Source organism: Caldisphaera lagunensis DSM 15908 (assembly GCF_000317795.1).
Classification (GTDB): domain Archaea; phylum Thermoproteota; class Thermoprotei_A; order Sulfolobales; family Acidilobaceae; genus Caldisphaera; species Caldisphaera lagunensis.
Genome location: NC_019791.1, coordinates 1,238,240 through 1,252,840, shown reverse-complemented (window position 1 = coordinate 1,252,840; position 14,601 = coordinate 1,238,240). Strand labels below are relative to the sequence as shown.

The window sequence follows — 14,601 nt, the reverse complement described above, 5'->3', positions numbered from 1 at the left end:
ATGGAAAGTTTAGTGATTTGCAGAAAAAGATAGATGAGATAGCTTTAATATCATCTTATTATGTTTCTAGAGATTTAATTGGCTATGGAAAGCTTGAACCTCTAATAAGGGATCCATATATTGAGGATATATCATGCAATGGCTTACATATACCTGTTTTTGTTTATCATACAAAATATGAATGGCTAACAACAAATATCATATTTAATGAACAAGAGGAGTTAGATTCTATAATATCAAAATTGGGAGTAAGAAGTAATAAAGAACCATCTATAGCCTCGCCTATAATAGAAGGTGTTTTAAAGCCTGAAGGATATAGAGTAAATATAGTTTTAGATATAGTATCTAGGAGAGGTCATAGTTTCACTATAAGAAAATTCAGAACAGAACCCTTTACATTAATTGAATTAATGAAATCAAGGACCTTAGACCCCTTAGTTGCTGCATTAATTTGGATGGGAGTAGAAAATAAACAGGGTATAATATTTTATGGTCCAACTGGTAGTGGGAAGACAACGTTGCTTAATGTATCAACTATGTTATTACCAACAGAATATAAAATAGTTACAATTGAAGATACACCAGAAGTTTATTTACCATTTCATGAAAATTGGGGAGCTATGATGACAAGATTATCATCCGATTCTAGAATTGAAAGCATAACAATGCAATCTCAAATAGAAGCTGCATTAAGACAAAGGCCTGATGATATAATAGTTGGGGAAATAAGATCTAGAGAGGCTTATGCATTTTTCCAAGCATTAGCAACAGGTCATGGAGGGTTAACAACTATCCATGCGGAATCTGCTGATGTTTTAATTAAGAGATTAATGTCCCCTCCAATGAACGTTCCTCCCAGCTTAATATCCGCAGCTAGGTTATTTATTAACATTTTAAGATTAGAGGAAGGAGGAAATGTTTTTAGGAAGGTTATGAAAATTGATGAATCATGGGGTTATGATATAGAAACTAATAGCGTTATACTAAAAGAGAAGGTTTTATGGGATAGATATAAGGATAAATGGTATATGAAAGGAAAAGAAAGCTATCTCCTAAAATCTATAGCTTCCCTTAATTTAATAAGCTATGATGAAGCATTTGAAGATCTTAAGAGAAGGGCAACAGTATTAAATTGGTTAATAAATCAAAACGCAGATATTGCTATGATTAACAAAGTTCTTAGATTATATAAAAGAGATCCAATAAGTCTATATAATAAAGCCAGAGAAGAAAGCGGTGAATTCAATATAGAAATAAGGGGTGATTAGAATTAAATTAGAAATTGATTTTAAAGAAATTCTTTTAAAAATAAATAAAATTTTATATCAATTTTATAATAATATTAAACCATGTAATTTAATTAGAAAATTGAGTCCTAACATAGATTATATGATATTAGGCTCTGGGGTCAGTGATAGTTTTGATAACTATTGCAAAAAATTAGTTACCTTAATTTTTCTATTTATTCCCACTTTACTATGGGAATTTATTTACATATATATGAGTTATTCAGGCAAATATACCTTGGAAAATATTATAGTTGCATCTATTTTAATCGTTATTTTAGGCTATCTTTTATCTGCTGGAATAAGCGTTTTGATACCTTCTTTTAGATATTCATCTAGAAAAGATGATTTGGAGGCAAAGTTTCACGTATTTGCATCAACTTTAACCTCATTATTAGCTGGAGGAGAAGGTATATCTCAAGCTCTATCTACTTTTTCTGAAAAATATGCTGATGAACTAAAGGAATTTAATGTTGAAATGACATATATAAAAACATCTACCAAATTAAATGAAAGTCCAACAGATATATTGCTAGGTTTGTCTAAAATAACCCCTTCTCCAAGCTTAAAGCTTTTGGCTCAATCATTGGCAAGAGGAATAACAGCGGGGGCAGATTTAGTTCAAATAGCCCAAGATTCCATATCATCATATTTGAATTATTATTATTCTCTAGTTGAAAGAATATCTACATCTATAGGAACTCTTCTAGAATCATTTTTGGTTGTAGGTATAGTAGGCCCAGTTTTAGTAGGTGTAATGGGAATGCTCTTTACTGTATATCCAGTTACAACTCTTAGCTTTTCCTCATTAATAATCTTAGTTATATTTATATTAATTCCTATAGTCTCCTTGATTACAGCTGTTTTGGCTGATAATCAAACATCTAAGTTAAAACTTTAGGTGATAATATTGAGGACTGTAGGCCCACCAAAATCATTAAAGTATTTGATTATAATGCCTATTACAGGTTTATTATCTCTTTTGATTTTTTATTATTTGTTTAAAATGGCTTTTCCTACACAATTTCCTGAGTTTACCTCTTTTTCAGGCATACCTGTACCTTCAAATTTAATAACAATTGTTTATATTGATGTATTTTTTATTTTTTTATTATTGCCATATGCTCTTTATTCTAGGAAATATAGCAATTACATGTTAGAATTGAAAAGGCAAGCAAGGTCTTTTTTAGAAATATACCCTAGCATTGCAAGTTCTTTACCTTCTGTTTCTCAGGCTATATTGGCATCTGTTGAATTAGTTGAACCCCCCTTAAGGGATTATTTAGCTGCCTTCGGTTCTTTATATAAAATGACAGGAGATTTAGAAGGATCTTTTATGAAAATATTTTCTTCTTCACCAAGAGATGTTAGACTCTTGTTAACATCTATATTAACAACAGCTAAGAGTGGGGGAAGAGCAAGTGATATATTGAATATAACTAGTAGGTATGCAGCAGAATTGCAGAGAATGGAGTTTTACTTAAGGAATAGGTTGCAATCTTATTCATCTGTAATATTTTTAGGAATAGCAGTTTACGGATTTTCTGTTGGTATGACAATAGTTATGCTTGAGGTTTTGAAAAGAAACGCAACATTTGGTTTATCAGGTGTTGCAACACAAGCAATAAATATTGCTGGTATTTTAGGTATATTTTTCTATTCTCTTTTAATTGTTTCAGCAGCTTCATCTTATATTATAGCAAAGGTTATATCTGATTTTGCCCCAAGGAGTAGTGAATACTTTATTTATTTAATATCAATAGGTACAATGACTATGGCTATAGCATTAAGTTTAGCAATTCATATTATATAATTTTATTCTTAATGTAGAATCCTTTTAGTGTAAAAATAAGAGGTTAAGACTTCTACAATTTAATTGGCAATAATAGAAGAGAGGTGTATAATATTGTTTTGATACATCTTTTCATAATTTTAAAAATTTTTTAAATTTAATATATTATTTTTGTCATGAAGGAAAAGCTTTCTTCTAATCCCATCAAAGGTAATGATTTAAAATTATTTAAATACATGGAATTCCAGAAAACAGCTATATTATAGAAAAATTAAAGCTAGCAATCAATTTAGCATATGTTCTATACACTTAGCCTTAGAGGTTTATAAGTAATGAAAACCTCACCCTTATGCTAAAAAGAAGCAAAAAGCAAAATGTTAAAAGAAACCCCATTTTATTTAAATAAAATGAGGTTAAATGTTAATAAGCTTTAAATAAAATAAAAAATATGGGTTAGAATTTGAGGAAAAATAGAGCTGTTAGTAATATAGTTGCAGAGATAATGATGATTTTGATTACTTTAGCTATTGGTTTCACATTAATAGTCTATTTATCATCTGCTGCTGGTGGTTTTATCAGCTTAACAAATAGCAATAACAATCAAGCCCAAATTTCATTGCAACAATACATTGTTCCAATGGGTTCATATATAAGTAATGGAAATTTATATTTTATATTTAACAGTGGTCCTATGGGGGCTCAAATCAATAGCGTTTACATTAATAATACATTAATTAATTCATGTTCCATTTTATTCAATAAAACTTCATATAGCTTACCTCATTACATACCTCCTGATGCTGTTGCAATTATTAAATGTACAAATGTTAAATCTTTGCCATCAATAATAACAGTAGCATATAGTGGAGGTGAAGTATATGCCATGGCAAACCCATCATAAAAGGTCACAATCAGCTATAGTAGGAACTATAATATTTATTATAGCAGCATTTATTATAGCATGAGTTATATTTAGTTTAATAAACTATAATCAGAATGTTATTACTATTCAAAAGAATTCTATACAAGTACAACAAATGGCAAGCTTGATGGAAAAGGATATACTTGCATATTATAACTATACCAATAATAACATCTATATAAATGTTTCTGGCATGGCTTATCCTTATAGTTATTACATATCTGGCATCTCAATTATATTAAAAAATGGCAGTTACATAGTTTATGATTCATACTCAGGAGGGAGTAATTCCTTACAAATAATAGTTAAAGGAGCTAATAATAGGATAACGACTTATAATTCATTACCAGTATCTCTTACCCCCAATTCATCTGCTTTAATAATTGTAAGTAATATTAAAAGTAATCCTATAGGAATTTCTATAAGTGTTGTTAATGGAAAATCTATAGCTTCAATACCTGTTGAGAATGTACAACAAATTATTTCAGCGCTTAAAACAAGCGGTGTTGTATATATAGTTCCACCAGTAACAAAAATAATAACAAATAAATACTTTAATGTAACCTTCAATATTAATTTTATTAATTCTACCTCAGTTCATGTAATAGGGAATGGTCAAGTAAAAGGGGATGATTATAATTGGAGCGTTTCCTTTGATGAACAAACTAAGAGCAATATAGGATATGTGTATAAAAAGGGTACTAATGATAATACTATTAATTTTTCTAATGGCACTAATATTACGTTTACTTCAGTTCCTTCAGGCTACTACTATTACTATAATATTTCGGATTTATATTTTTATAATAATACTCAAATAGACTATATTTGTTATCCTAATCCTTCTAGTGGAATTTTGTTTGTTAACCAGAATACGAATGTAAGCATAACTTATACTTGCCCTAAGCCTCATGATTAATTAGCTAATACTATATTTATAATAAGAATATAAATAATTTAAATTTTTATTTAATAAAATTTATTAATATAGAAACCTTTCTAAATTATTTAATGTTTCTATTATAATTATAAAAATTTATTGTTCTTTAGCCCCTACTTCTATTAGTTTTTTCCTTATTTCTTGAGGTATTTCCATCGATTTATTGTTTATTTCATCATATATTACAGAAACAATTTTACATATCGCTGATAATTGATTACTGCTCTCATTATATATTTCATAAGTATACCTTATGCTACTTTTCCCTAATAGTATCTCTGTTATATTAACGCTATATAAATCTCCAGGCCTTAGCGGATTTTTGTAATCGCATTCAGCATGAACCCTAGGCATTAATAATCTCTTACCTATTTCACCTTTTTGTGAAATATTTAGGGATGCAAAAAATTCCTCCTCTGTCCTTTCGCAAACTCTAAAAAAGTTAGAGAAGTGCATCATTATTGCAGCATCAGTTTCACTCCAATAAACTCTATATTTTAATGTAAATATAGGTTTCACGCAAATCACCAATAGTTAAAAAATAAAAGTAAATTAAAACTTTTGCTATTAAATAGAAAAACCTAATATTTAGGAAAACAGGAAAAAGATAGGTGTAAAAAATGTCAGCATCGCCAGAGCCAGCAAGGAGATTTGTTTCACGTTTAAATTCGTTGCTAGATAGAAATGTTACAATAAAATTAATAAATGGCAGGACTTATACTGGTAAATTAACAGGTTATGATCCAACAACTTATAGCATTATGCTAGAATCAGCTAAAGATAATGAAGGTAATATATGGCCCTTATCAATAATATACGGTAATAATATAAGCGAAATATTAATGGGGGAAAGCGAAATATTTAATGCAAAGGAATTCTCAGAGTTTTTATCAAGGTTTGGTAATATAGAAAAGCACTTAATAAAGGTGTACGATGATATAAATGTTGTTGAAGTAGGTAAGAGCATAAAGGTTTCTAAAGATGGTGTTGAAGGATCAGGCCCATTAGCCCAAAAAATATATAGCATTTATAGGGAATATTTAAGAACTAAGGGTATTAATCAATAACGGTGCTTTTATTAATGTTTAACATAAAGGATTTTGATTTAGCAGCCAGAATAGGCATATTAAAAACGAAGAGCTATAAAATAGAAACACCAGCTTTTTTTCCTGTTGTAGATCCATTAAAGCAAGATGTTAGTGTTAAGGAAATAGAAGAAATAGGTTTTAACCAAATCATAACAAATGCTTATTTATCATACAAGAGATTTGGAGAAAAGGTAATTGATGAAGGGATACATAAGGTTTTGGGTTTTGATAAGGTAATAATGACAGATAGTGGGGCATACCAAGTTTTAAAATATGGTAATATAGATGTTAATCAAGAAACTGTTATGAATTTTGAAAAAGCCATTGGAAGCGATATTGCAGTTATTTTAGATAAACCAACAGGAGATACGGATTATGATAAAGCTGAAAAAAGTGTTGAAGAAACTTTAAAAAATGCACATGAAGCAATAAATTTAAAAGATGATAAAACAATATGGGTTCTGCCTATTCAAGGGGGTAAATATTTAGATTTAGTAGAAAGAAGCGCTAAAGAATCTTCTAAACTACCTTTTGAAATGTTTGCTATAGGAAGTCCAACCGTTTTTTTGGAAAAATATCAATACAATGTAATAATAGACATGATAGCAATGGCTAAAAAATACCTGCCTCCTGAAAAACCTGTTCATTTGTTTGGTGGAGGTCATCCTTTAATTTTTCCATATGCAATTGCTTTAGGTATTGATTCTTTTGATTCCGCATCTTATGAGCTTTATGCAAAAGATGATAGATATATAACAGATTATGGAACGGAAAAAATTGAAGATCTTGAATATTTTCCATGTAATTGTCCAGTATGCTCGAGATATACTCCAAAAGATTTAATTCAAATGGATGTAAAAGAAAGAAGGAGGCTATTAGCTATACATAATTTATATGCAATAAAGAAATCGATGGATAGGACAAAGCAAGCTATAAGAGAAGGAAGGCTTTGGGAATTATTAGTAGAGATCTCAAGATATAGGCCAGAAATGCAAAGCACATTAAGATCTATAACCAAATATTTGAAATATATGGATAGATTTAATCCAAGATATAAAAGTTATTCAAGGGGGTTAAAGTTTTATGGAATAGAAAATTCTTGGAATCCAAGAATAATTAATTACAAAACATGGATCTTAACAAAGTATGAAATAAAAGATAATAAAACAATTTTATTAAAACCATATAATTGCAAAAAGGAAGATAATGAAGAATTTCACGTTATTTATTATGTCCCATATTTGTTGTTAATACCTTATGAGATTTGTGGATTATATCCAACAGCTCAATTCCATTTTTCAAACCCTATACCAAAAGAAGTTGAAAATGAGTTAGTAAACATGATAAGGGTATTTATAATAAAAAATAAAAGCAAGAAAATTGATGTTATAGCAAATAAAAACATTTCATATAGTTATGCTGTAGGTAAAGAAGCGGAAAGGTTAGGTTTAACTGTTTCTTGGGTTTAAATAACTATTTGCCTAAACTTTTCAGCATTTGCTTTAAATGAAGAAAGCATTTCAAGTCTTTCAGCTCTTCTTTTTTCAGATTCTTCAATAATTTGTTTTTGCCATTCTTCAGTAACCTTGAATTCTGGTAAAGGCTCGCTTCTCCCTGTTGGACCAACATGAACTAATGTGAAGTAGCTTGTTGTAGTATGTTTTTCTTCACCAGTTATTTCATCCCTTTTAACAACTTTTGCTATAACTTCCATGCTGCTTTTTCCTATGTTTGTTAATGTGCTATATATTATAAGAGTTTCTCCTACCATAACTGGAGAATAGAAATCTGTTGTATCTACCGATGCAGTAACAACAGGCCCTCTTGCATATCTAGTTCCAACTAGAGCAGTAGATTCATCTAAAAGCCTCATCAATTTTCCAGCAAATAATGTATTTAATGCCATAGCATCTTCAGGCATAACTACTTTATAATTTGTTATGGTAAATCTATCATCTAAACCTTTAGGGGGCAATGAATCTAATGCCTTTGTCCTTCTATCCTTTATCCTATTTTCTCTACTTTTCCTCCTCTTTAAAGCCTCTTGATATATTTCTTCCTCTTCCTTTGTTTTAGGCTCAATACATACATCTAAAGGAACAGGTCTAAGATCTTTTCCTACAGCAACGTAAGTCATGTGAGCTAATGTTGTTAACCTTTTTTCATTAAGTATTGGATTCTCTGCCTCTACCAATAATCCAATATCAATGCTAGTGTTTCCAACATAATCAACCCAAGCAGTTATGTTTGCATTTTCACCAACTAACACTGGGGAAATAAAAAATATGCTATCCATACCTGCTAATAATGTAGGTCTTTTAGCTATTCTAGTTGCTTCCATATTAGATACTTGTATCATCCAATCCTCCATAACTCCTCCAAATAACATGCCTAAAGGATTTGCATGCATTGGCATTACTTGAAATAAGGTTGTTAACTTCGTTTCAAATGGAGTTAATTTTCTCTTGCATGCCACAATTTTTCCCTAGAGAAATATTATGTTTTAAAATTAAATAGGCTTTTTAAGAATCAATACATTTTCCATCTATTAGAATCTTTTTTATATTCATATTAACTCCATATTTTGCTAATATTTTGGTAATTTCTTCCATAGCATTTTCATCAAGATCTATTATTTTATCTTCATTTCTGCAATAGATATTTATATGAGGGAAAGTTTGATCAATTCTCATCTTACCATCAACATCAAACGTATCAATTATTTTTAATGCCTCAAGCATTTTTATTGTATTATAAACAGTTGACATACCAACCCTTGGTAAAACTTTTTGTGTCTCATCATATATTTCTTTTAAAGAAGAATGATTCTTAACCATGCTTAATATTGTCTTTGATATAAGTATCCTTTGAGGTGTCATCCTTAGCTCTTTTTCGCTTAATTTTTCTAATACATTTTTCATTTCTTCGTCAAAATTTGTCTCTGCCATTTTTATCTCCGTAAATCTTATAAAAAGAAAGGTTTTAACTTTTTCTTATAAAAAATTTCTGATTAATAAATCATTTATATTCAGGAGGTAATGAATTTAAAAGGGCTCTAACTGCATCTATGCTCTTCATAAATCCTTGGCGTTCTTCATCGTTTAATGGTACCTCTAATACTTTTTCTACCCCATTTTTACCTAGAATTACTGGTACTTCTGCAACAACATCATTAACTCCATATTCTCCTTGTAATATAACGCTTGCAATTATAGCTCTCTTCTGATCGTTTTTAATTGCCTCTGCCATTAATGTTAAACCTGCTGCTGGTGCCCAGTTACTGCTATAACCTCTTAGTTTGATTACTTCTGCACCAGCGCTAACTGTTTTCTTAACTATATCATCGATTTGATCTTTTGTCATCAATTCACTTAATGGAACTCCTCCAACCATTGATAACCTAGGAACAGGGAACATGTTTTCTCCATGCATTCCTAATACTATTGGTAAAATTGATGCTGGGCTTATGCCTAATTTTTGGGATGCATAATAAGAAAGTCTAGGAGCATCTAGCAAACCACTAAAACCTATAACTTGGCTTCTTGGTGCCTTTAATCTCTTATATACAACATAGGTCATTGCATCTGATGGATTTGTTAATACCAATACCTTAGCCTTTGGAGCATATTCCTTAATGGCATCAGAAACCTCTGCCATAACTTTAGCATTTATTGCTAAAAGTTCTTCCCTAGTCTGCCCCGCTTTTCTTGGAAAACCGGCTGTTATAATTACAATATCCGAACCTGCCATATCTTTATAATCATTTGAACCAATAACCTTTCTGCTAGACCCAATAGCTGAAGCCATATGACCTAGATCTAAGGCTTCTCCTTGGGGCTTATCCTTTAATATATCAATTAAAACTACATCATCAACATCTCTCATTAAAAGGAAAGCACCAGTGGTTGCTCCTACCTTACCAGCACCACCAACTACTGTAATCAAGTCTCTCAACCTCTCATATATATAGTTATAAAAACCTGTAATTAGGTTTATAATAATAGGACGTATTGAATTTTTGCTATATGGTTAAATTTTAGTATAATGAATTGGTCTATTTAAGGCTAATTCTGCAACCTCTTTTAATGCTTCAGACATTGTTGGGTGAGGAGGCATGCTAAAAGATAAATCCTCTAGGCTTGCTTTTAGCTTTACTGCAAGAGTTGCTGATAACGCTATCTCAGATGCATGATCTGCTATAGCATGAACCCCTATTATTCTATTAGAAGAATCATAAACAATTTTTATTAAACCTATTTCCTCTTTTTCTATAACAGACCTGGCAAGACCTCCTAATGGGAGCTTTGTTTCTCTTGCATTTAATCCTAAAGAATTTGCTTGATTTAATGTATATCCAACAGAAAAGATTTCTGGGTTTGAAAACACAACGCTTGGAATTATATTATAATCTATTTCTTTTAGCATGTTTAAAATACCTTCTGCAGCAACAACTCCTTGTACAAAGGCCTTATGGGCAAGCATTGGATTACCAGTTATATCTCCCGCTGCAAAAACATTTGGATTTGATGTTCTCAAGTATTTATCAGTTTTTATAAATGATTTTTCATCTCTTTCTACCTTTATATTAGGTAAAACAGGTTTCCTTCCTATTGATATTAATACAGAATCGAATTCCATATCTTCATTATTTATGTTTATTTTTATATAATTTTCCCTTATTTCTTTTACTTCTTTTATAGTTGTATTTTTATATATTTTAATTCCCTTATTTCTTAATGATCTTTCAGCAAGTCTCGATATATCTGGATCTAAGTTTGGTAATATTCTGGGCATTGCTTCAATTAAGGTAACTTTAGAGTCAAGCTTTGAAAATGCATTTGCAAATTCAACCCCAACATAACCGGCTCCTATTATTAATAGGCTTGAAGGTTTTTCCTTTAAATTCAATATTGTTCTATTATTATGGATTAATTTCCCATCAACTTTCAAATTAGGTAAATCAATGGGCTCAGTTCCAGTTGCTATAATTAATTTTTTTGATTTTATATTATTATTTTCTTCTATAAACATTTCATTATTTTCTTCTATTTTTGCTTCATTATAAAAAACATCTACTTTATTGTTTTTTAATAGAAATGAAATACCTTCTCTTACCTTATCTGATGCGCTTATTGCTTCTTCAATTGCATCTTTAAAATCTTTATTTTCATAGGAGCTTTTTATTAATGCTTTAGTGGGTATACATCCATAATTTGTACATTCCCCTCCAAGCTTGTTTTTTTCTATTAATGCAACTCTTAGGCCTAATTGGGATGCTCTAATTGCTGCTGGATAACCAGCTGGACCTCCCCCAATTACAATTAAATCGTAAAGCTCCATTTACTTCACCAAATAAATTTTACCTATTTTTTCTCCTTTAGCTTCTTTGCTTGTTATAAATTCCGTTTTATGCAATGATCTCAAGTCTTTAACATATTTAGATAAGCTCTCATCTATGATGATTTTACCTTCTATAGGTTTATTTAAGCTAATATTATGAGATTTCTTATAAGCCCATATTTCCTTATTTATTTCTATTATTTCCAAAGCATCTTTCATAAGTTTTTGTTTTTCTTCTTCATTAAACCAAGGCTTAGGTATGTTTTCTTCATTTATGTTTTTATTATAAAGTATCTTATAAGAATAATATGTTATGAAAGGCATTATAGGGGAAAGCATTATTAAAGATGACTTAAACATCTCATGCAATCCCCTCCAAGAAGAAATTTGTTCTTCTTTACTAAATTCATTTTCTTTATTATATGCCCTGTTTTTAACCAATTCAACATAATTAGATGCAAATATATCCCATATTAATTCATATAATAAGCTTATAGGCTCAAACATGTCAAGGGTTTGATAGCCTTTATCGATTTTTTCTATATAGTCTTGAGTTAATGCTAAGAAAGCCTTTTCAGTATCTCTATATTCCCCTTCTAAATATGGAAATGAAGATATAAATCTTGTTAAATTCCATATCTTTGTTGCAAAGTTCCTTCCAGTTATTATTTTATTTTCATCAAATCTATAATCATAGCCTAATTTTGCAGAAATAGCAGCCCAAAATCTAAATGAATCAGCACCATATTTGCTTATTATGGGATCAGGATCAATTACATTTCCCAATGATTTGTGCATTGGCCTACCTTTAGGATCAAGGCCCATACCTGTTATTCTTATGTATTTAAAGGCAGGCCTTTTGGTTAATTGATAAACTCTTAATAAAGAATAGTATAGCCAAGACCTTATTATATCTTCCCCTTGAGGTCTTAAAGTGTTTTGTATAGCCTTTTCAAAAAACTCCTTGTTTTCATTCCATTTTGTTACATATAAAACTGAAATACTTGAATCAAACCATGTATCAAAAACCCTCTTTTCTCCAACAATTTTTTCTTTTGGGGCATTGCAAACTGGGCATTTATCAAAAGGTATTTCATCTTTCCATGGCCTATAATATTTGTTTTCTTCTGGCGGAATAAGTATTGAATTGCAATTTGTACACCTCCAAACAGGTATTTCTGTCCCATAAAATCTATCCCTTGATATTGGCCAATCCATAGATATGCTATCTATCCAATCTAATAGCTTCTTCTTATGCATTTCAGGCCTTATATCTATTTTATTTATGATTTCTTTCAGCTCATCTTTAAATGACAATTGCTTTAAGAAAAATTCCCTTCTATTTATTATTTGCAAAGGTGTTTTACATCTCCAACAAACCGGTATACTATGCCTAATTTTTTCTTTTTTTACTAATAATTTTTTCTTATCAAGCTCTTCTGCAATTTTTTCTCTTGCCTTATTTACTGTTAATCCAGATAAAATACCTGAATTTGGTAGCATCGTTCCTATTGGTCCTATTAAAACCTTTGGTTTTAAATTCAATTCCTTAAAAAGCCTTACATCATTTTCATCTCCATAAGAGCATACCATCATTAGCCCTGTTCCAAAGCTCATATCAACACTTGGATGCTCAAATATTTCTAATTCATTTTCATACAAAGGAGATATTGCTTTCTTTCCTTTGAGATCTTTATATCTTTCATCTTTAGGATTGTAAATCAATGCAGCACAAGAAGCTAATAATTCTGGCCTCGTTGTTGCAACAGTTACATATCTTTCTTCTCCCTTTATTTTAAAGTTTATGTAATATAAGTAACCTTCTTCTTCATCATATTCTATTTCCGCCTCAGCTAAAGTTGTCCCACATCTGGGACACCATCTAACAGGTCTTTCATCCTCATATATTAACCCTTTTTTATAAAGTTCTGTAAAAGTTTTCTGCGTCATTTTTCTATATTTTTCACTATCAGTCCCTTCTTTCCAATAATCAAAGCTGCAACCAAGCCTCTTCCATACATTAACTATTTCTTTTTCGGCATTATCTAAAAAATTTTTACATAAATTTAGAAATTTTTCCCTCCCTTCTGGGGTTGACGCAAACTCATTTGCCTTTATGTTATATGCCTTCTCTACTTGAACTTCAACAGGTAATCCATTTCTATCAGCATAAAATGGTGTGATAACTTTAAAACCCTTTAATTTATAATACCTTGATATCATATCAATTTGAGAATAATGAGCTGCACCTCCTACATGCCACTTCCCACTTGCATATGGTGGGGGGGTATCTATAACGAGGAGTTTGTTATCTAAATTTTCCTCCTCTTTTTCTTTTTCCTCCTCCTCTTTTTCTTTTTCCCATTCTTCAATTATTTTCAATTCTAAAGATGGATCCCATTTTGTTTCATTGGTTTTGGGCTTTAACGCTTCCATTTTAATTACCTTATTTATTAAGAAAACATTAAATTTAAAACGTTTTTTAATCTATTTAGGTTATTAATACTGAGTAGAAAAATTTAAAAATATTAAAAATTAAATATTGTAAGTAGTAAAATTAGAGGTGTGAATAATGCATTATACAATTAAGGGAGTTGGTAATGGTAAAGGAAAAAAGAATAGCAAAACAATATCAGATATAGTTGCAGTTGTAATGCTTATATTAATAGCAATAGCTGCTGCTGTTTTAATTTATCTATGACTCTCAGGTTTAGTTGGATCAGTACATTCATCAAATCCTGCTTTATATGAAAAAATTAGTATAAATGCTGTTCAAATTAAAACAGGTAGTAGTTATAATGTTACAGCTTATGTGTTAAACTCTGGTAGTAGTCCTGTTACAATAGATGCTATATATGTAATTAATGCTAGTGGAGTGACATTATTTGGTGGAACTCCGAACACTCCGGCCCCGGGTCCTGTTACAATAGGACCTAATAGCATTGGAGCTGTTTCATATACTAATACTAGTAAGATCCCTATCACTCCTGGTACACCAATTACTGTTGAAGTAGTAACAACAAATGGAGTTCAGGCAACTTATCAAACAACATGGCCCTAATCTTATAATTTAAAAACATTTTTATTTTTTATAGAAATAAAGCCAATTCTTTTTAAGCAAGGTAAGAGAGCTTAGAGCTAAGATAGTCCTCATATAAAGATTCTTAAGAAAAATGATAAAAATAAGCATTGGTTGAAAGAGCTATCATAAATCTTAGAACTGATATCTTAAG

General features: G+C 30.3%; 15 protein-coding genes. 9 read left to right on the top strand and 6 right to left on the bottom strand.

The window, feature by feature from the left end:
* Positions 1-17 precede the first annotated feature (17 nt).
* From CALAG_RS06125 to CALAG_RS06105, 5 genes are all read left to right on the top strand, one after another.
* Positions 18-1,268 (top strand): type II/IV secretion system ATPase subunit, encoded by a 1,251-nt coding sequence (locus CALAG_RS06125; protein ID WP_048816804.1) that lies wholly within the window; start codon positions 18-20, stop codon positions 1,266-1,268.
* A 100-nt stretch (positions 1,269-1,368) separates the two neighbouring features.
* Positions 1,369-2,187: a type II secretion system F family protein gene (locus CALAG_RS06120; RefSeq protein ID WP_245529228.1), complete on the top strand. Its 819-nt coding sequence runs from the start codon at positions 1,369-1,371 to the stop codon at positions 2,185-2,187.
* A 9-nt stretch (positions 2,188-2,196) separates the two neighbouring features.
* A complete protein-coding gene (locus tag CALAG_RS06115) occupies positions 2,197-3,099 on the top strand; it encodes a type II secretion system F family protein (protein WP_015232866.1) in 903 nt (300 codons plus the stop codon).
* Between the two features lie 439 nt (positions 3,100-3,538).
* Complete coding sequence (locus tag CALAG_RS06110; protein ID WP_015232865.1) at positions 3,539-3,979, top strand: hypothetical protein; 441 nt, start codon at positions 3,539-3,541, stop codon at positions 3,977-3,979.
* 148 nt (positions 3,980-4,127) lie between these two features.
* Entirely contained in the window at positions 4,128-4,919 is a 792-nt protein-coding gene (locus CALAG_RS06105) for a hypothetical protein (protein WP_048816802.1), read from the top strand.
* A gap of 117 nt (positions 4,920-5,036) precedes the next feature.
* Here CALAG_RS06105 and CALAG_RS06100 read toward each other — a convergent pair whose 3' ends face one another.
* Positions 5,037-5,459, bottom strand: coding sequence for an acyl-CoA thioesterase (locus CALAG_RS06100; protein ID WP_015232863.1), 423 nt, complete (start codon positions 5,457-5,459; stop codon positions 5,037-5,039).
* A gap of 101 nt (positions 5,460-5,560) precedes the next feature.
* Here CALAG_RS06100 and CALAG_RS06095 point away from each other — a divergent pair, with 101 nt between their 5' ends.
* Together CALAG_RS06095 and tgtA are read left to right on the top strand one after the other, a co-directional pair.
* Positions 5,561-6,007 (top strand): Lsm family RNA-binding protein, encoded by a 447-nt coding sequence (locus CALAG_RS06095; RefSeq protein ID WP_015232862.1) that lies wholly within the window; start codon positions 5,561-5,563, stop codon positions 6,005-6,007.
* Positions 6,008-6,021: 14 nt separating this feature from the next.
* Positions 6,022-7,497: a tRNA guanosine(15) transglycosylase TgtA gene (tgtA, locus tag CALAG_RS06090; RefSeq protein ID WP_157463213.1), complete on the top strand. Its 1,476-nt coding sequence runs from the start codon at positions 6,022-6,024 to the stop codon at positions 7,495-7,497.
* Here tgtA and CALAG_RS06085 read toward each other — a convergent pair.
* The 5 genes from CALAG_RS06085 to CALAG_RS06065 form a co-directional block, all read right to left on the bottom strand.
* Entirely contained in the window at positions 7,494-8,504 is a 1,011-nt protein-coding gene (locus CALAG_RS06085; RefSeq protein WP_015232860.1) for an acyl-CoA thioesterase, read from the bottom strand. The two genes, tgtA and CALAG_RS06085, sit on opposite strands and share 4 nt — an antisense overlap.
* A gap of 46 nt (positions 8,505-8,550) precedes the next feature.
* Positions 8,551-8,976 carry a Fur family transcriptional regulator gene (locus tag CALAG_RS06080; protein WP_015232859.1) on the bottom strand — a complete coding sequence of 142 codons (426 nt, stop codon included), beginning with the start codon at positions 8,974-8,976 and terminating at the stop codon, positions 8,551-8,553.
* Between the two features lie 70 nt (positions 8,977-9,046).
* Entirely contained in the window at positions 9,047-9,973 is a 927-nt protein-coding gene (locus tag CALAG_RS06075) for a malate dehydrogenase (protein WP_015232858.1), read from the bottom strand.
* Positions 9,974-10,057: 84 nt separating this feature from the next.
* Complete coding sequence (gene lpdA, locus CALAG_RS06070) at positions 10,058-11,368, bottom strand: dihydrolipoyl dehydrogenase (protein WP_015232857.1); 1,311 nt, start codon at positions 11,366-11,368, stop codon at positions 10,058-10,060.
* On the bottom strand, positions 11,369-13,804 hold the full coding sequence (locus tag CALAG_RS06065) for a valine--tRNA ligase (RefSeq protein ID WP_015232856.1): 2,436 nt from the start codon (positions 13,802-13,804) through the stop codon (positions 11,369-11,371).
* A 136-nt stretch (positions 13,805-13,940) separates the two neighbouring features.
* Between CALAG_RS06065 and CALAG_RS08085 the strand changes: the two genes are divergently transcribed.
* Together CALAG_RS08085 and CALAG_RS06060 are read left to right on the top strand one after the other, a co-directional pair.
* The gene (locus tag CALAG_RS08085) at positions 13,941-14,069 is read left to right on the top strand and encodes an archaellin/type IV pilin N-terminal domain-containing protein (RefSeq protein WP_015232855.1); all 129 of its coding nucleotides are present in this window, start codon (positions 13,941-13,943) and stop codon (positions 14,067-14,069) included.
* Between the two features lie 111 nt (positions 14,070-14,180).
* A complete protein-coding gene (locus tag CALAG_RS06060) occupies positions 14,181-14,429 on the top strand; it encodes a hypothetical protein (RefSeq protein WP_015232854.1) in 249 nt (82 codons plus the stop codon).
* Positions 14,430-14,601: the final 172 nt, after the last annotated feature.